We start from the raw sequence: 21732 nt of genomic DNA, 5'->3' as shown, positions 1-21732 counted from the left end.
GAGTGAAAAGATGGCCGGAGTGGATGGTACCTATGATTGCACGGTCAAGTCGCCGCTCGGCGATCAGAAGCTGACGCTGACCGTCACGCAATCGGGCGATGCGTTCACCGGGCAGGCGTCGGGCGCGATGGGCGCGTCGGACGTCAACGGCACCGTCGAGGGCAATACGCTGGCGTGGAAGCAGCAGATGACGGTGCCGATGCCGATGACGCTCGACATCACCGCGACCGTCGACGGCGATGCGATCACCGGCAGCGTCGGGGCCGGCGCGTTCGGCAGCTTCCCGTTGTCCGGCACGCGCACCGCCTGAGCGCGGGCCTCCGGATGGCGCTGACGGACGGCGCGGCGGGAGCGATCCCGCCGCGCCGTACGACTATTTGGGGCTGGCAAGTCCTTGCCGCGCAAGGCACATCCGGCCGCGAGTCAGGGAGACAGGTCGTGGATGCAGGACGCAGGGAGATGATGGCGATGATGGCAATCGGCGGGGCAGGGATCGCGAGTGCGGTGACCGGCGGCGAGGCGCAGGCCGCCGCCGCGGTGGTGCCCGCCAAGGTGGTGCATCATGTGTTCTTCTGGCTGAAGAACCCCACGTCGACCGCCGATCGCGACCGCCTGATCGCCGGGCTGCGCACGCTGGCGGCGATCCCGGTGATCCGCGCGCTGCACATCGGCGTGCCGGCGGATACCGAGGCGCGCGATGTCGTGGACGGCAGCTATCAGGTGTCGGAGTTGATGTTCTTCGACACGGTCGCCGACCAGAAGGCGTATCAGGACCATCCGATCCACCGCCAGTTCGTCGCCGATTGCGAGCCGCTGTGGCGCAAGGTGACGGTGTACGACACGCTGCGCGTCGACTGACGAGGCGGGCTTTCCCCGGCAGGTCGAAAGGGAGCGACTTGGTAAATCTCGCGGCCTCTGCCGTGTCAGTGGCCAGCAACTGCCGCGTCTGGGACGAAATTAGCCCTACCCGTCGCCCCGGACTTGATCCGGGGCGCCGCTAGTTGCTTCAGTCATAGAAAGCGACGCCGCGGATCACGTCCGGGGCGGGAGCGGTCAGCTCTTCAGCCGCCAGCCGGTGCGGAAGATCGTCACCACCGCCGCGAGGCACAATGCGGCGAAGCCCAGTGTCACCGCGACGCACGTCGCGAACGACACGTCGCTCTGCCCGAAGAACGTCCAGCGGAAGCCGTTGATGAGATAGGCTACCGGGTTGAACAAGGTCACCGTCCGCCACGGCTCGGGCAGCACGTCGAGCGAGTAGAAGGCGCCGCCGAGGAAAGTCAGCGGGGTGACGACGAGCAGCGGGATCACCTGCAACTGCTCGAAGCCGTTCGCCCAGATGCCGAGGCAGAAGCCGAACAGCGCGAAACTCGCCGTGACCAGCAGCAGGTAGAGCAGCATCAGCATGGGATGCGCGACGTGCAGGTCGACGAACAGATGCGCGGTGGCGAAGATCACCATCGCGATCACCATCGACTTGGTCGCCGCCGCCCCGACATAGCCGAGCACCGTCTCGACCGGCGACAGCGGCGCGGACAGCAGTTCGTAGATCGTGCCGGTGAACTTCGGCATGTAGATGCCGAGGCTGGCGTTGAAGATGCTCTCCGAGAAGATCGTCAGCAGCATCAGGCCGGGCACGATGAACGCGCCATAGCTGACGCCGTCGACGCCGCGCATCTGCGAGCCGATCGCTGCGCCGAACACGATGAAATAGAGCGTGGTGGTGATGACCGGCGTCGCGAGGCTGGTCCAGATCGTCCGCCCGAAGCGTGCCATCTCGAAGCGATAGATCGCCCAGATCCCATGCAGGTTCATGCGCGCGCTCCCACCAGATCGACGAAGATGTCTTCGAGGCTCGACTTGCGGGTCTCGAGATCGCGAAAGGCGATCTGCTCCTGCGCGAGCCGTTCGAGCAGCCGCGGGATCCCGGTATCCTCGGCCTTGGCATCGAAGACGTAGCGCAACGTGTGTCCTTCATCCTCCAGCGACAGCGACCAGTCCCCCAGCCCGGCGGGGATCGCCGCGAGCGGCTCGACCAGGGTCAGGTCCATCTGCCGCTTGCCGAGCTTGGCCATCAACGCATTCTTCTCCTCGACCAGCAGCAGCTTGCCGCCGGTGATGACGCCGACGCGGTCGGCCATCTCCTCGGCCTCCTCGATATAATGGGTGGTGAGGATGATCGTCGCGCCCTGCTCGCGCAGCCGGTGGACCAGCTTCCACATGTCGCGGCGCAACGCGACGTCGACCCCGGCGGTCGGTTCGTCGAGGAACAGGATCTGCGGCTCGTGCGCCAGCGCCTTGGCGATCAGCACGCGGCGCTTCATCCCGCCCGACAGATCCTTGATCTTGGCGTGGCGCTTTTCCCACAGCGACAGGTCGCGGAGCACCTGCTCGATATAGGCGGAATGACCCGAGCGGCCGAACAAGCGGCGCGAGAAGGTGACGGTGGCGAGCACGCTCTCGAACTGGTCAGTCGCCAGCTCCTGCGGCACCAGCCCGATCGCGCGGCGCGCGGCCTTGTAGTCGCGGGTCACGTCATGCCCGGCAACGGTGACGGTGCCAGCGCTGGCGGTGACGATCCCGCAGATGATGCTGATGAGCGTCGTCTTGCCCGCGCCATTCGGGCCGAGCAGCGCGAAGATCTCGCCGCGATTGACGGTCAGGTCGACCGTGCCGAGCGCGGTCGGACCGTTGCGATAGGTCTTCGATACGCCCGAAACAGTAAGAATCGGCTCCGGCATTCCGCCCCCTGAACAAAGAAGATCCGTTACGCTGGCGAAGGATGATCGTTCCGCAACAAGCGATTGAACGCGCCACGTTCAAGGACCTGTCGCGACGACGAACCCTGAAATCGTTTGAAGTTAACCACGGTCGGCCATCTGTACCATTCTGGGGCGCGCTGGCAACGATCACGCTTGGCGTCCCGCCGCGACCTGCGTCTAACCCATTGTACCGACTGAATTGTCGGAATGGGGAGGAAATATGAAAGCGCTTTACAGCCTGAGCGCGGCGGCTTTGGTCGTCGCGGCGACGCCGGCTTCGGCCGCCACCGTCATCGTGTCGAATGTCGCCGGCGCGCCGACCAAGACGTCGTGGGGGACCTATCCCGGCGAAAACAATGCCGGCAGCAGCGCCGCGGTGACGGGTACTGTCGCGTACAACGGGAACGGCTCGCTGGAAATGCGCGGTGACCGCACGCGCACCCAGCTCGGCATCCAGTACACTTTCGGTCGTACCGACCTCGGTGCGCTGGCTGACGTCAGCTCATTGACGTTCGACTGGCGGATCGCGGCGGATTCGACCAACCCGTACAATGCCGATTACACGCCGGCGCTGCGGTTGCTGATCCTCGACGGCAGCACGCGCAAGGAGCTGATCTGGGAAGGTGCGTATAACGGCACCTATGGCAACACGTCGCGCGACACCTGGTACAGCACGACCGCCGACGACAAATTCTACATCACCGGCGGCAACGAGAATGACGGCAAGACGGTCGCGACCTGGGCGTCGCAGCTGACCGGCGCGCGGGTGCTGGGCATGTCGGTGGGGGTCGGCAGCGGGCTGGGGAAAGGCTATCACGCCTTTGCCGACAATGTGACGCTGACGACGCGCGCCGGCAGCACGACCTACAACTTCGATCTCAAGGCGACCGGCGCCGTGCCGGAACCGGGGACGTGGATGATGATGATGCTCGGCTTCGGCGTGGTCGGTGCGGCCTGTCGCCGTCGGACCCGGGCGCGCGTGGCGCTGGGCTGATCTGCGGCGGTCACTCGCCCCGTGCGGGCGAGTGACCTGCCGGGGACGGCATCGCCATGCGAGGCGGGCCGGACCTGGAGTGTAACCCACTTACGTGGGAGCGGCCGGTGCCGCTGCTGACCCAGCTTTGCTGGATCAGCCTTTAGGACGCGCGTGCCCTCGCCACCGCCTCCTGCAAGCGATCGAGCGGGAGCGCGCCGCTGAGCAGCTGATCGCCGACCACCCACGCCGGCGTGCCGTTGATCCCGAGCTTCTGCGCGAGTTCGAGATTGGCGCGCAGCGTGTCGTCGACGTCGGCGGGTAGCTTGGCCAGATCGACCCCGCTGGCGCGCGCGGCCTGCGCGATCGTCGCGTCGCTGACCTGACCGGCGGCATAGAGCGCGTCGTGGAACGGCTTGAACTTGCCCTGCGCCGCGGCGGCGAGCGAGGCCCGCGCGGCGGTGCGGCTGCTCTCGGCGAGCACCGGCAATTCCTTGAAGACGACGCGCAGGTTCTTGTCGGTCGCGACCAATTTCTCGATCACCGGCAGGCTGGCGCGACAGAAGCCGCAATTATAGTCGTAATATTCAACCAACGTGACGTCGGCATTCGGGTTGCCGATCCACGCGTCGCCATAAGGCGTCTCGATTGCGCCCCGATTAGCAGCGATCGCGCGGGTCGCGTCGCGCTGTTGCAGGCGTTCGATCGCCTCCGGGATCAATTCGGGATGCGCGAGGACATATTCGCGCACGACGCGACCGATGCGCGCCTCGTCCGCCGCGCCGACCGGCGCCGCGCGGTCCGCGAGCCACATGCCGCCGGCGCCGAACAACAGTCCGATCGCCACCAGCCCCAACACCATCAACCTGTTCAACGCCGACGCTTCTTTCCGTTCTTGTCGACGGCATTCTGCGCGGTCATCGCAATGTCCTGCGCACGGATCCAGTCGGGGGTGTTCTTGGGGATGCCCGCCATCGCATAGCGGGCGCGGTCGGCGGCGGTGCGATCGTCGCCCATCATGCTGGCGCGCTCGGCGCTGGCGAGCGCGGCGCGCGCTTCGTCGCCGGTCAGTTCGTAGACGGTGCCGAGCTGGAACCAAGCGAACGGATTTTCGTCGTCGCGCGCCACGGCGGTGCGCAACACGCGCTTCGCCTCGTCGTAATGCGTCGGGTCCTCGGTCGCGATCAGCGCATGGCCGTAAGTGGTGGCGATCAAGGGGTTGCTACGCGATCCTTCGGTCGCGCGCTTGAGCGGGGCGAGCGCGAGCTTCGGCTTGCCGGCTTCGAGCAGGATCTGCCCCATGATCTCCTGAAAATAGGGATCGTTGGGCTCGCTCGCGACCAGCGCCTCGGCCTCGGCATCGGCCTTTTCGGGATAGCCGGCGCGGTGATAGGCATAGGCGCGCGCGTAATGCGCGTAGATGGTCTGGTCGCTGTCGGGATATTTCTGGAGTGCCTGCGGGGGCGGCATCAAATAACCGTCGAGCTTGGCGCGGACGCGTAGGAAGCGCTCCTGTAGCGCGCTGTTGGCCGGCTTGCTCCATGCTTTCGACGCTTGCAGGTCGGCGGTCAGCGTCTGGACGCGCGTGCCGGACAGCGGGTGCGACTGCATGAACGGATCGATGTTCTTCGTGCCGTAGCGATATTCCTGCTGTTGCAGCTTCTTGAAGAACTCCAGCATCCCCTTGCCGGTGATCCCGGCGGTGTCGAGATAGCGCACCGCCGAGGCATCGGCGGTCGATTCCTGGACGCGGCTGAAGGCGAGATACTTGCCCATCGCCACCTGCTGCCCGGCGGCGAGGATGCCCGCGCCGGCCTCGCCGCCGCCCGCCGCCATCGCCGCAAGCCCGAGCACCATCGAGAGCAGATACACGCCCATCGCCGGCTTCTGCGCCTGCGCGCCGGTGATGACATGGCCGTCGGCGATATGGCCGAGTTCGTGCGCGATCACGCCCTGCACCTGATTGGCGCTGTCGGCCTGCTGGAGCAGCCCGGTGTGGATGTAGACGGTCTGCCCGCCCGCGACGAAGGCGTTGATCGAATCGTCGTTGACCAGCGCGAACGACACGTCGGCGGGACGAAGCCCGGCGGCGGTGACGAGCGGCGCGGACATGTCCTTGAGCAAGGACTCGGTCTCGGCATCGCGCAGCAGCGACTGCGCCTGCGCGGGCTGCGCGAGGAGCAGGACGGTGGTGGCGACGGCGGCGATCAGGCGGCGCATGGGGTGGGTCTTAGGGCATGACGACCGGGGCCGGAACCCCTCGCAACGACGGTGGGGAGCGCGGCAGGGCTGTCGACCGGGTGGGGTGCGTTCGGGGATACGTGCTTTGACAAGCCCGGCACGGACGGAGAGGAGTGGGGCGCTTCCAGAGCGACGGTCGTCGAGGCGGGAATAGGGCGACGCATGCGGCGAGCCCTGGCGCGCGAGGACATCGGCCGGGAGCGTCCCTCCGTCATCGCGAGCATAGCGACGCAATCAAGGGACGGATCAGGACGCCCTGGATTGCTTCGCTACGCTCGCAATGACGATGGAGGTGCAGGCGAATGCATGTCATCGGCCGGGCTGTGCGGCGGTTCGACTGAACCGCCGCTGAAGCCCGGCCGATCGCGTCACGCGCCGAACGTGCGCTGCCACCAGCCGCGGCGCGGCGCGGCGGTCTGTTCGGCATCGGCGGCCGGGTCGTCGGTCGCGGGTGCTTCGTCCGCCGTCGGCTCCTCCGCGGCGACCGGCTCGGGCGCGGCCTCCTCGGCGACCTTCTTGCGGCGGGTGCGCTTCGGCTTGGCGGGGGCTTCCTCGGCGACCGGCTCGGGCGCGGGGAGCCCGTCGTTGACCGGACCGACGTCGCCCGCCTCGACCACCGGCTCGGCGACCTTCTTGCGACGCGTGCGCTTCGGCTTGGCGGGCGCTTCCTCGGCGACCGGCTCCACCGCGGCGACCGGCTCCGGCGCAGGCTCGGCAGCCGGGGCGGCTGCCGCCTTGCGACCCCGCTTGGGCGCCGGGGCGGGCGTCGGCTCGGCGGCGACCCGCGCGCGCGGACGGCGGCGCGTCTTGGGGGCGGCAGGTTCTTCGACCACCGGCGCTTCCTCGGCGACCGCGTCGGCGACGACCGGCTCGGGCTCGATCGCGGCGTCCTCGACGACCTCGACCTCATTCTCCGTCACCGGCTCGGCGGCCGGCTCGCCTCCGCGCTCGCCTCCGCGCTCGCCTCCGCGCTCGCCGTCGCGACGGCGACCGCGACGCCCGCGACGACGGCGGCGACCGCCCTCGCGCTCGGCGTCCTCGCTGGCGTCGGCATCGACCGCGATTTCCGGCTCGGCGTCGACCGCCTCAGCCTCGTCAGCCTCTTCCTCGCCGGCCTCTCCGGCCTGCTCCTCACCCTCGACCCGGTCGCGACCGCGACGCCCGCGGCGACGACGGCGACGACGCCCGCCGCGTCCGCCTTCGCCTTCCGGCGCGGCGACCTGCTCGACGGTGTCCTCGTCCTCGGCCTCTTCCTCCTCGTCGATCTCGTCCTCGACCAGATCGTCCTCGGCTTCCTCGACGATCGGGCGATCGAACTTCGGCGGGTGCGCGGGCGGCGGACCGCTCGCCTCGACCGACATGCGCGCGCCTTCCTCCTCGCCATCGGGGATGATCTCGACGGTGACGCCGTAGCGATCCTCGATCTCGGCGATGTCGGCGCGCTTGCGATTGAGCACGTAGAAGGCCGCTTCCTGGCTGCAGCGCAGCGTCAGCACCGAGCCGCGCCCGCGTGCCGCCTCATCCTCGAGTAGCCGCAGCGCCGATAGGCCCGACGACGAGGCGGTGCGGACGAAGCCGGTGCCTTCGCAATGCGGGCAGGGGCGGGTGGAGGCTTCGAGCACGCCGGTGCGCAGCCGCTGGCGGCTCATCTCCATCAGGCCGAAGCCCGAGATGCGGCCGACCTGGATGCGCGCGCGATCGTTCTTGAGCGCCTCCTTCATCGCCTTCTCGACCTTACGGACGTTCGATCCGTTATCCATGTCGATGAAGTCGATGACGATCAGCCCGGCCATGTCGCGCAGGCGAAGCTGACGCGCGATCTCCTGCGCGGCTTCGAGATTGGTCGCGGTGGCGGTCTGCTCGATATTGTGCTCGCGGGTCGAGCGGCCGGAGTTGATGTCGATCGACACCAAGGCCTCGGTCGGGTTGATGACCAGATAGCCGCCCGACTTGAGCTGGACGACCGGGTGGTACATCGCGGCGAGCTGATCCTCGACGCCGGCGCGCTGATAGAGCGGCACCGGATCGCTGTAATGCTTCACCTTCTTGGCGTGCGTCGGCATCAGCAGGCGCATGAATTCGCGCGCCTGACGATAACCGTCGTCGCCCTCGACGATGACCTCGTCGATGTCCTTGTTGTAGATGTCGCGGATCGCGCGCTTCATCAGGTCGCTGTCGCCATAGACCAGCGCAGGCGCGCTCGACGTCAGCGTCTTCTCGCGGATCTCGTCCCACAGCCGGGCGAGGTAATCGAAGTCGCGCTTGATCTCGGTCTTGGTGCGCTGGAGCCCGGCGGTGCGGACGATGCAGCCCATCGACGACGGCAGCGCCAGATCGGCCATGATCGTCTTGAGCCGCTTGCGATCGGCGGCGTTGCTGATCTTGCGGCTGATCCCGCCGCCGTGCGACGTGTTGGGCATCAGCACGCAATAGCGACCGGCGAGCGACAGGTACGTGGTCAGCGCCGCGCCCTTGTTGCCGCGCTCTTCCTTGACGACCTGCACCAGCAGCACCTGGCGGCGGTGGATGACGTCCTGGATCTTGTAGCGGCGGCGCAGGTTCATGCGGCGCTGGCGCAGCGCCTCGACCTGATCGTCGTTGCTTCCCGAGCGGCCGCGACGGCGCGGGGCGGGGGCGTCGCCCTCTTCCGCGTCATGATCGTGCTCGTCATGGTCATGATCGGCGTCGTCGTGATCGTCGCCCTCGACGTCGTCGGCGAAGTCGCCGTCATCGATCGCATCCTGCTCGGCGCGCAGCGCGGCTTCCTCGGCGGCGTGCTCGGCCTCCTCGCGCAGCAGCGCCTCGCGATCCTCCTTGGGGATCTGGTAATAATCCGGGTGGATCTCGCTGAACGCCAGGAAGCCGTGGCGATTGCCGCCGTAATCGACGAACGCCGCCTGCAGCGACGGCTCGACGCGCGTCACCTTGGCGAGATAGATGTTACCCTTGAGCTGCTTGCGCTCGGCACTCTCGAAATCGAATTCCTCGATCCGGTTACCCTTGACGACCGCCACGCGGGTTTCTTCCCGGTGGCGTGCGTCGATCAGCATACGCGTGGTCATTGAAAACTCTCCACGCGCCGCCCTCCGCCGAAGGGGAGGGGGCGCGACGATAGGGCGCGGCCGACCGCCCGATGGGGTCGGCGGCGCGGATGATGATGATGTCTGCTGCGGTTCGCCCTGCCGCCCGCTCCATCGAGCGGGTAAGGCCGTCCGCGATCGTGCCGCCGCCGGCACGGGCCGGGCGGAACAGCGATCGGGCGGAATGCGGCATTGCGAACGTCAACCTGATGACCCCGGGGCCGGCACGTCGCCGGGCGGGGGGTGGCACCGAAAGCGGCGTCGCGCGACCTTCGCGCAACATTTCCGGTCATCGCGACACGTAGCATCGCTTCGCCGCCGCTTCAACCGGGTCGTTTTTATGATTCAAACACGTTAACCACGCGGGAACACTGACAGGCTACCGCCACGATCACGATGGCGCGCGAAGACGGGAAAGGGGCGATGACGGGCAGGACGGGAGCGATGATCGCGGCGACGCTGCTGGTGTTTGCCGCGCCGGCCGCGAGCGGCGACCCGGTGCCGCAGCTCGACTTCCTGCCATGGAAGTCGCATCGCGAGGCGACTCCGCGCAAGGTGACGGTGCGCGTGCCGCCGCCGGCGCGCGGGGTGCGGTTGCCGCGGATCGCCGGCGCGGCGGGACGCCCGCTGGTGGTGATCGACGCCGGGCATGGCGGCGGCGATCCCGGCGCGATCAACCCGGCCGCCGGTCTGCGCGAAAAGGACGTGACGCTGAAGATCGCGCGCGCGATCCGTGACGCGCTGGTCGACAGCGGGCGGGTACGCGTGGCGCTGACGCGCGACGACGACCGCTTCATCATCCTGCGCGAGCGGTTCGGGATCGCGCGGCGGCTGAAGGCCGACCTGTTCATCTCGGTCCATTGCGACAGCGTCGGCACCGGGACGCCGACCGGCGCGACCGCCTATACCCTGTCCGACGTGGCGTCGGATCGCGAGGCGGCGCGGCTGGCGGCGCGCGAGAATCGCGCCGACGTGATCGCGGGGGTGACGCTCGATCGCGACCCCGACGTTTCGTCGATTCTTATCGACCTGACGCAGCGCGAGACGATGAACGCCTCGGCCGGATTTGCGCGGCTGCTGGGGCGCGAGGCGCGACCGCTGATCCCGATCAAGAGCAATTTCCACCGCACCGCCTCGCTGATGGTGCTCAAGGCGCCGGACATGCCGTCGATCCTGTTCGAGACCGGCTATATCTCGACCGCGTCGGACGCGGCGTTCCTCGACAGCAAGGAGGGGCGCGAGAAGATCGCCGAGAGCGTGCGGCGTGCGGTCGACGTGTATTTCGCGCGGCGGATGGCGGTGCGGTAGGGCGTGTGCGGAGCCCTCTGTCCGTCATTCTCGCGGAGGAGGGAATCCAGACGCGCAGGTCTGTCGATAGAAGCGATAAGTCAGAGGTTCTGGATCCCCGCCTTCGCGGGGATGACGGTTTGTGCGCGGACGGGGCGGGGGTAGACTCGCGAACGATCAGCGCCTAACCGACCCGCCGCGCACGCCTCTTACGGGTTTCCGGCCGCTGCGCTTCCTCAATCGAGCCCGCAATCAAGGAGATCCCCGCAATGGCGTGGCTCATCCTCGGCGTCGCCGTGGTCACCGAAATCGTCTGGGCGCTCAGCCTCAAATGGGCCGCCACGCAAGGATCGTGGCTGGCATCGGCGGTTCCGATCACGCTCAGCTTCGTCAACATGGGGCTGCTGGCGATGGCGATGCGCGGATTGCCGGCGGGGACCGCCTATGCGGTGTGGACCGGGCTCGGCGCGGTCGGCGTCACGATCTTCGGCGTGTTCCTGTTCGGCGAGAAGCTCGCGCCCGCGCAGATCGGGTTCATCGCGCTGATCATCGTCGGGGTCGTCGGCACGAAACTGTTCGCGCCGGCCTGAGCGAGTTGCCGTTTGGCGGGCGAGACCGTACACGCCGAAACCGACATGGCTTCCGATCCGACCGCTGCCGTGCCTGTTCGGCGTATCTCCCCCCGCGCGCTGTGGCGCCGCTGGTGGGTGCGCTGGGGCACCTATCTGCTGGGGCTGCTGGCGATCGCGCTCGGCGTCTTCTGGCTGGTGTTCGCGCGCGACCTGCCGTCGGTCGACAAGCTCAAGGCCTATGAGCCGCCGCTGCCGACCAACGTGCGCGGCGCCGACGGTGCGCCGATCTATTCCTACGCGCGCGAACGCCGCGTCGAGCTGTCGTACAACGAATATCCGCCGCTGCTGGTGAAGGCGTTCCTCGCCGCCGAGGACAAGACGTTCTTCGAGCATCACGGCGTCGACTTCCCAGGGCTGGCGGGCGCGGTGTTCGACTATGCGCGCAAGTTCGGCAGCGGGCAGCGCGCACGCGGCGGCTCGACCATTACGCAGCAGGTCGCGAAGAACCTGCTGATCGGCAACGAATATTCCCCGACTCGCAAAATCCGCGAGGCGTTGCTGGCGTATAAGATCGAGGAGACGCTGACCAAGCCGCAGATCATCGAGCTGTACCTCAACCAGATCTTCCTCGGGCGGAACGCCTACGGCGTAGAGGCGGCGAGCCACGCCTATTTCGACAAGGAACTGAACGAGCTGTCGCTGGGGCAGCTCGCCTATCTGGCGATCCTGCCCAAGGGGCCGTCGAACTACGATCCGTTCCGCGACACCGATCGCGCGCTAGAGCGGCGCAACTACGTGCTGCGCGAGATGGTCAGGAACGGCTTCGTCACGCAGGCGCAGGCGCAGGCCGCCGCCGCCGAGCCGATCGGCGCGATCACACACCGCACGCCCAAGTTCGAGCGCGTCGGCGGCTATTTCGTCGAGGAAGTGCGCCGCGAGCTGATCGCGAAATTCGGTGAACAGTCCGAGGACGGGCCACACAGCGTCTATGCCGGCGGGCTGTGGGTGCGCACCTCGCTCGACAAGCGTATCCAGCAATATGCCGCCGAGGCGCTGCGCAACGGCCTGTTGCGCTTCGACGCCGGGCGCGGCTGGTCGGGGCCGCTGCGGCACATCGATCTTGAGGGCGATCGGTGGCAGGGGCCGCTGATCGGCACCAACATCATGCTCGACCACGAAAACTGGCGCGCCGCGATCGCGATCGCGCGTGACGGCGACGCGTGGCGACTGGGCTTTGCGGACGGGACGACGGGGACGATGGCGCGCGACGCGGCGCAGATGCCGGTCCGCAATCAGGGCGGGGCGGCCTTCGCCGCGATCAAGCCCGGCGACATCATCGCGGTGGCGCCGAGCGGGGCGGGGCGGTTCGCGCTCCGCTCGGTACCGCGCATCTCCGGCGGATTCGTGGTGCAGGAGCCGGCGACCGGGCGGATCCTCGCGATGCAGGGCGGGTTCGAGTCGAGCGTCCAGTCGTTCAACCGCGCGACCCAGGCATTCCGCCAGCCCGGTTCGACGATCAAGCCGATCGTCTATTCGGCGGCGCTGGAAAACGGCATGACCCCGGCGTCGATCATCGTCGACGGGCCGTTCTGCGTCGACCAAGGCGCGCGGCTGGGGCAGAAATGCTTCCGCAACTTCGGTAATTCGCGCGGGGCGGGGCCGCACACGATGCGCTGGGGCATCGAGCAGTCGCGCAACCTGATGACGGTGCGCACCGCCGCGCAGACCGGCATGGGGCGCGTCACGAAGCTCATCAAGGCCATGGGCGTCGGCGATTACTCGCCCTATCTCTCCTACGCACTGGGCGCCGGCGAGACGACCGTGACCAAGATGGTCAACGCTTACGGCGTGCTCGCCAACTGGGGACGCTGGCATGATCCGTCGCTGATCGACGTCGCGCAGGACCGGCACGGGCAGGTGATCTGGCCCGAGAACTGGCGCGCGTGCGACGGCTGCAACGCGCGCGACTGGAACGGCCGCGCGATGCCGCGACCGGCGACCGGCGGGCGGCAGGTGCTCGACGCGATGAGCGCCTATCAGATGGTGCATATCACCGAGGGCGTGATCCAGCGCGGCACCGCGACGGGCCTGCGCGATCTCAACCGTCCGATGTTCGGCAAGACCGGCACCAACAATGGCCCCACCGACGTGTGGTTCATCGGCGGCACGCCGCAGATGATCGCCGGGCTCTACATGGGCTTCGACAGCCCGCGCAGTCTGGGCGGCTATGCGCAGGGCGGGACGGTGGCGGTGCCGGTGTTCAAGGAATGGGCGCAAAAGGCCTATGCAGGGATGCCCGCGATTCCGTTCCGCGCGCCGCCGGGGATCCGCATGGTGCGGATCGACCGGGCGAGCGGGCGGCCGGTGTTCGGCACCTTCCCGACCGACAGCGATCCCAAGCCGGCGGTGATCTGGGAAGCGTTTAAGCCGCAGAGCGAGGCGCGCCGCGCGCGCCGCACGGCGCCGGCCGCCGCCCCCTCGGCCCGCCCCAGCGCGAGCGCCACCGGCACCACCGCCAGCGACAGCGACTTCTTGCAGAGGCAGGGGGGCATCTACTAAGTCGTCGCCAGAACGTTTTTTCGTCGTCCCAGCCATCCGCCGGGATCCCCCGGTCACGCAGCCTTGCTCGTGCCGGTCGGGATTTCGCTTTTGGCCGGCGCGGCGTGACCTTGGAGTAAAGTTATGCGCGCCGAAGCGCAGGCCCATGTCGACAGCATCAACGAGGCGCTGGCGCTGCTGCGCCGCTTCCTCGACTGGGACCGCGCGTTGCGTCGCCTCGACGAGCTCAACGCGCGCGTCGAGGATCAGGCGCTGTGGAACAATCCCAAGGAAGCGCAGGCGGTGATGCGTGAGCGTCGCCGGCTCGACGAGGCGATCACCGCGACCCGCGACATCGAGCGCGAGCTGTCGGACACGGTCGAGCTGATCGAGATGGCCGAAGCGGAGGGCGACGCCGAGATGGCCGACGAGGGCGTCGGCGCGCTCAAGACGCTCGCCGATCGCGCGCAGGCCGACAAGGTCAAGGCGCTGCTGGCGGGCGAGGCCGATGCCAACGACAGCTATATCGAGATCAACGCCGGCGCGGGCGGCACCGAGAGCCAGGACTGGGCCGAGATGCTCCAGCGCATGTACACGCGCTGGGCGGAGCGGCGCGGGCTGAAGGTCGAACTGATCGACTATCACGCGGGCGAGCAGGCCGGGATCAAGAGCGCGACGCTGCTGGTCAAGGGCGAGAACGCCTATGGCTATGCCAAGGTCGAATCGGGCGTTCACCGGCTGGTGCGGATCAGCCCGTACGACAGCGCAGCGCGTCGCCACACGAGCTTTTCAAGCGTGTGGGTCTATCCGGTGATCGACGATAATATCGAGGTCGAGATCAACGAGAGCGACCTGCGCATCGACACCTATCGCGCGTCGGGCGCGGGCGGGCAGCACATCAATACCACCGACTCCGCGGTGCGCATCACGCACTTGCCGACCGGGATCGTCGTGCAGTGCCAGAACCAGCGCTCGCAGCACAAGAACAAGGCCGAGGCGTACAACCAGCTCCGCGCGCGGCTCTACGAGCGTGAGCTCGCCGAGCGCGAGGCGGTCGCCAATGCCGAGAACGCCACCAAGACCGACATCGGCTGGGGTCACCAGATCCGCAGCTACGTGCTCCAGCCGTACCAGCTGGTGAAGGACCTGCGCACCGGCGTGACCTCGACCTCGCCGGGCGACGTGCTCGACGGCGAGCTCGACGAGTTCATGGCCGCGGCGCTGTCGCAGCGCGTCAGCGGCGAGGCGGTCGTCGTGGAAGACGTCGACTAAGTGGCAGGGCGCGCGCCTGTGTTCCGCGTGAGCGCGGTGGCGTTGCTGCTGCTGGCGGCGTGCGACGGGTCACAGCCGCTGATCAAGCACAAGACCAAGGAGCCGGGACCGTTCCCGGCCGCCGACCGCCCGATCGCGAACATCGTCTCGCCGCGCTGGTCGAACGAGGAAACGCGCGACCGGCTCGGTGAGGCCGGGCGCGTCATGGACCTTGCCGACATCCGCAAGGGGATGACGGTCGCCGATCTCGGCGCGGGCGAGGGCTATTATACGATCCGGCTGGCGGCGCGGGTCGGCGAGAACGGCCGGGTGCTCGCCGAGGATGTCGTGCCGGCGGTGCACGAGGCGCTGGCCGAGCGCGTCGCGCGCGAGCGGCTCGACAATGTCAGCGTGCGGCTAGGGATGCCCGCCGATCCGCGGCTGCCCGACAACAGCTTCGACCGGATCTTCATGGTGCATATGTATCATGAGATCGAGCAGCCGTATGAATTCCTGTGGCGGATGCGCCCCTCGCTGCGGCGCGACGGGCTGGTGGTGGTGGTCGACGCCGACCGGCCGACCGAGCAGCACGGCACCCCGCCGCGGCTGCTGCGCTGCGAGTTCGCGGCGGTCGGCTATGCGCAGGTGGGGTTTCGGGAATTGCGGTCGGCGGGTGGCTATCTCGCGACGTTCCGTGCGGCGGGGCGGCGGCCTGATCCGGCGGAGATCGTTGCGTGTCGGATGAAGTAAGGATTACGCCGTCGTTCCGGACTTGATCCGGGATCTCGCCGTCTTCTTGTTCTACGCGGCAGGAATCGAGGGTCGAGAGGCTCGCCAAGTCCGTCATTGCGAGCGCAGCGAAGCAATCCAGTGCCGGACCAGGACGCTCTGGATTGCTTCGCTCCGCTCGCAATGACAACTCATTCCTTGGGCATCGCCGCACCTGCGCCATCGTCAAGCGATGGCGGTCGTGCCGGCGCCGGCTCGACCGCGTCAGCGTCACCGCCACCGTTGCGCCAGCGGGGCCACCAGTCCAGCTCCGGGTTCAGGCGAACGAATAGCTCGAAGGTCCGCGCGATCTCGCGCGGATCGCGCGGCGGTGGGCCTTTCAGATCCTTGACCGGCATCCGCACCTCCTGTTCGTCAACGCAACGTCATCCTTATCACATGCCGCATGGTGGCGCGACCCGCCGGCCCGCGCTACCACCCAGCCCGTGCAGCAATATCTTGACCTTATGCGCCGCGTGCTCGATTCGGGCGCGCGGCAGGACGACCGGACCGGCACCGGCACGCTCAGCGTCTTCGGGCATCAGATGCGTTTCGATCTGGCGCAGGGCTTTCCGGTCCTCACCACCAAGAAGCTCCATTTGCGCTCGATCATCATCGAGCTGCTGTGGTTCCTGCGCGGCGACACCAACGTCCGCTGGCTGCAGGAACGCAAGGTCAGCATCTGGGACGAATGGGCCGACGAAAACGGCGATCTCGGCCCGGTCTATGGCAAGCAATGGCGCGACTGGGCGGCGGCCGACGGGCGGCACATCGACCAGATCGCCGCGCTGATCGACGAGATCCGCACGCGCCCGGCGTCGCGGCGGCAGATCGTCACCGCCTGGAATCCCGGCGAGCTGCACGCGATGGCGCTCAGCCCGTGCCATTGCCTGTTCCAGACGCATGTCGCCAACGGGCGGCTGTCGCTGCAATTGTATCAGCGCTCGGCGGATATCTTCCTCGGCGTGCCGTTCAACATCGCCAGCTATGCGCTGCTGACGCACATGCTGGCGCAGCAATGCGATCTGGAGGTCGGCGAGTTCATCTGGACCGGCGGCGATTGCCATCTGTACCTCAACCATCTCGAACAGGCGGAGACGCAGCTGGCGCGGACCCCGACCGCGCTGCCGACGCTGACGCTCGCGCGGCGGCCGGCGTCGATCGACGCCTATGAACCCGAGGATTTCGTGCTGAACAATTATGAGGCGCAGCCGCATATCAAGGCGGCGGTTTCGGTCTGATCGTCGCGCGCACGCGGCGGTGCGTCGCGGGCGTTTTGCGTTGCAACAATCGGCCGCGTAGCTTGTTTCGCAGCCATGACGAAAATCAGCCGACGCGATGCGATGCTGGCGACGGGCGCTGCGGCGCTCTGGCCGGCGCTGGCCCGGGCGCAAGCGCGCGCGGGCAGTTCGACGCCCTTTTCCTGGGCGATGCTTCAGCAACGTGCCGAGGCGCTTGCCAAGCAACCGTATCGCGCGGTGCCGCCGGTCGCCGCTGCTGCCGCGCTCGATTATGACGCGGTCGGCGGCATACGTTACCGTGCGGACAAGACGCTGGCCGGTGGTATCCGCCCGTTCCCGCTCGGCAAATATGCGCCCGTGCCGGTCACGCTCAACGTCGTCGCCAATGGTCGCGCGACCAGCGTGGAATATGCGCCGTCGCTGTTCGAGACCAAGCCGGGCGTCAAACCTGCGCCGGGCTTCGCGGGCTTTCGCGTCATGGAGCAGGGCAAGGACAGCGACTGGCTCGCCTATATGGGCGCGTCCTATTTCCGCTCGGCCGGCGCGCTCGACCAATACGGCCTGTCGGCGCGCGGCATCGCGATCGACACCGGGCTGGAGAAAGAAGAGTTTCCGGTCTTCACCGAATTCTGGATCGAGCCGCTCGGCGACGGCGGGTACACGATCTATGCGCTGCTCGACGGTGAGAGCCTGACCGGTGCGTATCGCTTCGTGTCGCGGCATCCCATGGCGGTCGTACAGGATGTCTCGTCGGTGCTGTTCCTGCGCAAGCCGGTCGCGCGGCTCGGGATCGCACCCGCGACCAGCATGTTCTGGTACGACGACCGCAGGCACAAGACCGCCGCCGACTGGCGCCCCGAGATCCACGATTCGGACGGGCTTGCGATCCGTACCGCCGGTGGCGAGCGTGTGTGGCGCCCGCTGCGCAATCCCGCGCAGCCGACCACCGACAGCTTCGCCGCCGATGACGTGCGCGGCTTCGGGCTGCTGCAGCGCGATCGCAACTTCGACCATTATCAGGACGATGGCGCCTTCTACGACCGGCGACCGAACCTGTGGATCGAGCCGCAGGGGCAATGGGGCAGCGGGCGCGTGATCCTGTACGCTTTCCCGACCGCGGGCGAGACGACCGACAATGTCGTGTGCTTCTGGACGCCGGGTGCGGCGGTGCGCGCCGGGCAGCGGCTCGCCTATGACTATCGGCTGACCTGGGGTGGGGACGATCCGACGCGCGACCGCGTCGCGCATGTCGTCGACAGCTGGACCGGCAGCGCCGGACGGCCGGGCGGCGAGGCGATCGCAGGCGCGGTGAAGCTGGTCGCGGATTTCGTCGGCGACGGGCTGGCCGGGCTGACGCGGCAGAGCGGGGTCAGCGCCGAGATCGCGATCGCACGCGGCAAGCTGCTGGAGAGCGCCGCTTATCCGGTCGTCGGCCAGCGTAACCGCTGGCGCGTCATCGCCGATGTCGCGCCGGAAGGCGACGGTCCCGCCGACGTGCGGCTGTTCCTGAAGCGCGGCAATGCCACGCTTAGCGAGACGCTGCTGATGCCGCTCTACCGATCATGAGTGAGCTACACCCACGATTGCCGGCACCCGCGCCGCTCGACATGCCCGAGCAGCGCTTCGATGGCCCGCCGCCGCCCGGCCGCGCACCGGAGCCGTTCGATGGCGCAATTGGATCAGGCGCGGACATTTTCGCGCGACGTGCGTTGCTGGTGCTGTTGACGCTGGTGCTGGCGCTCGCGGCGTCGACGACGCTCAAGGAATCGGTGCTGACCGATGGTCTTACGGTCAGCGACATGCTGTTGCTAACCGTGTTCTTCCCATTGTTCGCGTTGCTCGCCTTCGGGTTCATCAACACCGTGGTCGGCTATATCGTGCTGGCGACCGGGCTCCATCCCGGCTTCACGCCGATGCCGCGCTGGTCCGAGCCGCTCAAGGGGCGGACCGCGATCCTGATGCCGGTGCACAACGAGGATATCGACGAGGTGTGCGGGCGGCTCGGGCAGATGGCCGACGCGCTGGCGCGCACCGGCAGCTGCGCGGCGTTCGACTTCTTCATCCTCAGCGATTCCGCGGCCGAAAACGAGGCCGGCGAGGTGAGGGCATGGCAGGCGCTGGCGGCGCGGAGCGACTGCGCGGTCTATTACCGCCGTCGCGTCGAGAATGTCGGGCGCAAGCCGGGGAATATCGCCGACTGGCTGCGCGCGCACGGCGCGGCCTATGACTACATGCTGATGCTCGACGCCGACAGCCTGATGGGCGGCGAGACGATCGTCGGCATGACGCAGATCATGGACCGCCGCCCCGCCGTGGCGCTGCTCCAGACCGTCCCGCAGGTGATCGGCGCGTCGACGCTGTTCCAGCGCTGGATGCAATTCTCCAGCCGCATCTACGGCCCCGCCGCCACCGCGGGGCTGGTATGGTGGTCGGGTGCGGAGGCGACCTTCTGGGGGCATAATGCGCTGATCCGCGTGCGCGCCTTTGCGGACAGTTGCGGGCTGCCGGTGCTGACCGGCGCACCACCGTTCGGGGGGACGATCATGAGCCATGACGTCGTCGAGGCGGCGCTGCTGCGGCGGCGCGGCTGGCGCGTGCACATGGTAATGACCGAGGAGACGTTCGAGGAATATCCCCCGACGCTGATCGATGCCGGGGTGCGCGACCGGCGCTGGGCGCAGGGCAACCTCCAGCATATGGCGCTGCTCGGCGCCTCGGGCTTTCACTGGATCAACCGGCTGCAATTGCTGCTGGGGGCGGCGGGCTATCTCGCCTCGCCGTTGTGGCTGCTGCTGATCGCGGTCAGCGTGGTGCAGGCGGTGCGCGGCGAGCCGGGGCTGATGTCGGGCGATCCATCGGGGATGGTGCTCGAACTGACGCTGGCGTTGCTGTTCGGGCCGAAGCTGCTCGGCATTATCCATGCGCTGGGTGACGCGCAGCGTCGCCGCGCACTGGGCGGGGCGGCGAGCATCCTGCGCTCGGTGCTGGTCGACGTGCCGCTGTCGACGCTCGCCGCGCCGGGGATCGCGCTGACGCAGACGATCGACTTGATCGGCATCGCCACGCAGCGCAAGGCCGAGTGGCATGCGCAGAACCGCCGCGTCGACGGCTTGCCGATGGCGGCGATCCTGCCGCGGTACCGCTGGCATGTGCTGGTCGGGGCATTGTTGCTGGCGTTGTCGCCGCTGATGCCCGCTGCGGCGCTGTGGCTGTCGCCGGTCACCGCCGGGCTGCTGCTGTCACCGTTGATCGTACAATGGACCGCCAGCGAACGTTGGGGCGCGCGCGCCGCGCGCGCGGGCGTATTCGTCACCGATGCCGGGCGCGATCCACCGCCGCCGGTGCCCGCGGTCGCGGCGGGTTAATCTGGCGCTCGTCGTCGTCGCACCGGGCGACGGCGGACATGGAAAAGGGGGGAGCGACGCTGCGGCCGCTCCCCCCTTCCTCAGCTCAAAACAGCTCAGTTGCTGTCCGAATCGTCACCATCGTCGGCGATGATGATGATGCCGGCGATCACCGCCGCCGCCGCAACCGCTGCAACGATCAGGCCGCCACCGGCCAGCTCGTTCTTCTTGGCGGTCGGAGCCGACGCACGCGCCGCCTTGGCGACCGAAAGGCTCGCAGCCGAGTTGACCGGAGCCGCAACCGCCGGAACGGTGGCGAGCGACGCGACCGCAGCCGCCATCAGAAACTTCTTCATACTTCCATCTCCCTCAGGGCCAGCGGCTACTCTCACGCCGCACCGCATCATGCAACGGCAGTAATATTACAATGCGACGAAAAGTCGCCGATTTGGGTTTAAACGGAGATCAAGCTGCAGGCGTGTTCATCGTCTCGTACCCGCCTCGGTCACGATCGAGTCATGATGCTCCTGATCGCCGGCGCCGGAAGTTCTGACGAAGCGTCCGCGCTTTGCAACGAGATGTCATGATGTCGTGGGTGGCGGGCGTAACCGGGCCTGTGCGGTGCGTCATCGTGCGGGCGATGCAGGACGCTGGCGTGCTCGCCCGCTGCACTTCAACGGACCAAATCGCGGAACAGCAGTCCGGAGATGGACACTTGTCCGGCCAGCCGTCAGCGAACGCCGGGGTCCTCGCCGCAGAGCTAGTCCGGGACCAGCGCTCCCCCCTGCCGATAAAGGAGGTGCGAGCCCCGGCCAGGTCCGGGCGGCGGTTACTTCTTGGCCGTGCCCGGCTCGGCCATGTTGCGGTGCTGGTGCGCGGTGACTTCGGGCGGAAGGATGTGCGCGGCGGCGACCTGCAGCTTGTTCTTCCAGCCCGACACGATCGAATGCTTGCCCGCCATCAGCGCGTCCCAGCCGTCCTGCGCGACCTTTGCGGGATCGGACTTGCTGTCCGAAGTGCCGACGTCGGTGTCCATCATGTCGGCGCGGTCGAAGAATTCGGTGTCGACCGGGCCGGGCATCAGCGTCGTCAGCGTGATTCCTTCATGGTCCTTCAGCTCGTCGCGCAGCGCATCGGTGAAGGAGTCCACGAACGCCTTGGTGCCGTTGTAGACCGCCTGGAAGCTCCCCGGAATGAACCCGGCGATCGAGCCGGTGACCAGCACCTTGCCCTGATGCCGTTCGGTCATCTGGCGCAGCACCTTCTGGAGCAGGTAGAGCGTGCCGGTGATGTTGGTGTCGACCACGCGCCGCCAGTCGGCGACGTCCTGATCGAGGAAGCCGCGGCCCAGCCCCTTGCCGGCATTGGCGCAGAGCAGGTCGATCGGTCGATCCCCTGCGGCGGCGAGCAGTCGGTCGACGCCGTCGATCGTCGACAGGTCCGCCTCGACCGAGGTGACCTCGGTGCCGAATTGCTTGAAGTCGGCGGCGGCGGCGTCGATCAGCGGCTCGTCGGCGACGACGAGGATGTCATAGCCGTCCTTCGCCGCGAGCGAGGCGAGTTCGAAACCGATGCCGGTCGAGGCGCCGGTGATGATCGCGAATTTGTTGGGCATCATGTCTCTCCAAATATGGCCCGTCATTCCCGCGCAGACGGGAATCCAGAACCGCTGACG

The 21732-nt window shown here is 67.8% G+C and carries 19 protein-coding genes; 11 read left to right on the top strand and 8 right to left on the bottom strand.

The window, feature by feature from the left end:
• Nucleotides 1-10 precede the first annotated feature (10 nt).
• The gene (locus FHS97_RS02750; RefSeq protein ID WP_184032971.1) at nucleotides 11-310 is read left to right on the top strand and encodes a hypothetical protein; all 300 of its coding nucleotides are present in this window, start codon (nucleotides 11-13) and stop codon (nucleotides 308-310) included.
• Nucleotides 311-462: 152 nt separating this feature from the next.
• Nucleotides 463-858: a Dabb family protein gene (locus FHS97_RS02745; RefSeq protein ID WP_246346377.1), complete on the top strand. Its 396-nt coding sequence runs from the start codon at nucleotides 463-465 to the stop codon at nucleotides 856-858.
• Between the two features lie 195 nt (nucleotides 859-1053).
• Here the strand turns inward: FHS97_RS02745 and FHS97_RS02740 are convergent, their stop codons facing one another.
• Entirely contained in the window at nucleotides 1054-1815 is a 762-nt protein-coding gene (locus tag FHS97_RS02740; RefSeq protein ID WP_184032970.1) for an ABC transporter permease, read from the bottom strand.
• Nucleotides 1812-2741, bottom strand: a complete 930-nt coding sequence (locus FHS97_RS02735) for an ABC transporter ATP-binding protein (protein ID WP_184032969.1) — start codon at nucleotides 2739-2741, stop codon at nucleotides 1812-1814. The genes FHS97_RS02740 and FHS97_RS02735 overlap by 4 nt, the downstream gene beginning before the upstream one ends.
• Nucleotides 2742-2982: 241 nt before the next feature.
• Here FHS97_RS02735 and FHS97_RS02730 point away from each other — a divergent pair, with 241 nt between their 5' ends.
• Nucleotides 2983-3756 carry a PEPxxWA-CTERM sorting domain-containing protein gene (locus FHS97_RS02730; RefSeq protein ID WP_246346376.1) on the top strand — a complete coding sequence of 258 codons (774 nt, stop codon included), beginning with the start codon at nucleotides 2983-2985 and terminating at the stop codon, nucleotides 3754-3756.
• Nucleotides 3757-3898: 142 nt separating this feature from the next.
• Here FHS97_RS02730 and FHS97_RS02725 read toward each other — a convergent pair whose 3' ends face one another.
• From FHS97_RS02725 to FHS97_RS02715, 3 genes are all read right to left on the bottom strand, one after another.
• Nucleotides 3899-4609: a DsbA family protein gene (locus FHS97_RS02725; protein ID WP_246346375.1), complete on the bottom strand. Its 711-nt coding sequence runs from the start codon at nucleotides 4607-4609 to the stop codon at nucleotides 3899-3901.
• The gene (locus FHS97_RS02720; protein WP_184032967.1) at nucleotides 4606-5955 is read right to left on the bottom strand and encodes a M48 family metalloprotease; all 1350 of its coding nucleotides are present in this window, start codon (nucleotides 5953-5955) and stop codon (nucleotides 4606-4608) included. The genes FHS97_RS02725 and FHS97_RS02720 overlap by 4 nt, the downstream gene beginning before the upstream one ends.
• 389 nt (nucleotides 5956-6344) lie before the next feature.
• Nucleotides 6345-9026 (bottom strand): Rne/Rng family ribonuclease, encoded by a 2682-nt coding sequence (locus FHS97_RS02715; RefSeq protein ID WP_184033063.1) that lies wholly within the window; start codon nucleotides 9024-9026, stop codon nucleotides 6345-6347.
• Between the two features lie 453 nt (nucleotides 9027-9479).
• Between FHS97_RS02715 and FHS97_RS02710 the strand changes: the two genes are divergently transcribed.
• The 5 genes from FHS97_RS02710 to FHS97_RS02690 all read left to right on the top strand — a co-directional run bounded on the left by FHS97_RS02710 (nucleotide 9480) and on the right by FHS97_RS02690 (nucleotide 15454).
• Entirely contained in the window at nucleotides 9480-10364 is an 885-nt protein-coding gene (locus tag FHS97_RS02710; protein WP_376699665.1) for an N-acetylmuramoyl-L-alanine amidase family protein, read from the top strand.
• A gap of 248 nt (nucleotides 10365-10612) precedes the next feature.
• A complete protein-coding gene (locus FHS97_RS02705) occupies nucleotides 10613-10933 on the top strand; it encodes a DMT family transporter (RefSeq protein ID WP_028965514.1) in 321 nt (106 codons plus the stop codon).
• Between the two features lie 45 nt (nucleotides 10934-10978).
• The gene (locus FHS97_RS02700) at nucleotides 10979-13474 is read left to right on the top strand and encodes a penicillin-binding protein 1A (protein WP_184032964.1); all 2496 of its coding nucleotides are present in this window, start codon (nucleotides 10979-10981) and stop codon (nucleotides 13472-13474) included.
• Between the two features lie 123 nt (nucleotides 13475-13597).
• Entirely contained in the window at nucleotides 13598-14725 is a 1128-nt protein-coding gene (gene prfB / locus FHS97_RS02695; RefSeq protein WP_184032962.1) for a peptide chain release factor 2, read from the top strand.
• Nucleotides 14726-14743: 18 nt separating this feature from the next.
• The gene (locus tag FHS97_RS02690) at nucleotides 14744-15454 is read left to right on the top strand and encodes a class I SAM-dependent methyltransferase (RefSeq protein WP_184032960.1); all 711 of its coding nucleotides are present in this window, start codon (nucleotides 14744-14746) and stop codon (nucleotides 15452-15454) included.
• A 170-nt stretch (nucleotides 15455-15624) separates the two neighbouring features.
• On the opposite strand, the gene FHS97_RS02685 is transcribed toward FHS97_RS02690, so the two are convergent.
• Nucleotides 15625-15831, bottom strand: a complete 207-nt coding sequence (locus FHS97_RS02685) for a hypothetical protein (protein WP_184032958.1) — start codon at nucleotides 15829-15831, stop codon at nucleotides 15625-15627.
• A gap of 87 nt (nucleotides 15832-15918) precedes the next feature.
• On the opposite strand from FHS97_RS02685, the gene FHS97_RS02680 reads away from it, so the two are divergent.
• The 3 genes from FHS97_RS02680 (at nucleotide 15919) to mdoH (ending at nucleotide 20078) form a co-directional block, all read left to right on the top strand.
• On the top strand, nucleotides 15919-16713 hold the full coding sequence (locus FHS97_RS02680; protein WP_184032956.1) for a thymidylate synthase: 795 nt from the start codon (nucleotides 15919-15921) through the stop codon (nucleotides 16711-16713).
• A 75-nt stretch (nucleotides 16714-16788) separates the two neighbouring features.
• Nucleotides 16789-18279, top strand: a complete 1491-nt coding sequence (locus tag FHS97_RS02675) for an OpgD/OpgG family glucan biosynthesis protein (protein WP_184032954.1) — start codon at nucleotides 16789-16791, stop codon at nucleotides 18277-18279.
• Nucleotides 18276-20078 carry a glucans biosynthesis glucosyltransferase MdoH gene (gene mdoH / locus FHS97_RS02670; RefSeq protein ID WP_184032952.1) on the top strand — a complete coding sequence of 601 codons (1803 nt, stop codon included), beginning with the start codon at nucleotides 18276-18278 and terminating at the stop codon, nucleotides 20076-20078. The genes FHS97_RS02675 and mdoH overlap by 4 nt, the downstream gene beginning before the upstream one ends.
• 95 nt (nucleotides 20079-20173) lie before the next feature.
• On the opposite strand, the gene FHS97_RS02665 is transcribed toward mdoH, so the two are convergent.
• Nucleotides 20174-20413 carry a hypothetical protein gene (locus tag FHS97_RS02665; protein ID WP_246346374.1) on the bottom strand — a complete coding sequence of 80 codons (240 nt, stop codon included), beginning with the start codon at nucleotides 20411-20413 and terminating at the stop codon, nucleotides 20174-20176.
• Nucleotides 20414-20886: 473 nt separating this feature from the next.
• Nucleotides 20887-21672 carry an SDR family NAD(P)-dependent oxidoreductase gene (locus tag FHS97_RS02660; RefSeq protein WP_184032950.1) on the bottom strand — a complete coding sequence of 262 codons (786 nt, stop codon included), beginning with the start codon at nucleotides 21670-21672 and terminating at the stop codon, nucleotides 20887-20889.
• Nucleotides 21673-21732: the final 60 nt, after the last annotated feature.

It is taken from the genome of Sphingomonas endophytica, from assembly GCF_014199415.1.
GTDB classification, from domain to species: domain Bacteria; phylum Pseudomonadota; class Alphaproteobacteria; order Sphingomonadales; family Sphingomonadaceae; genus Sphingomonas; species Sphingomonas endophytica.
This window is presented reverse-complemented; position numbering and strand designations above follow the sequence as displayed.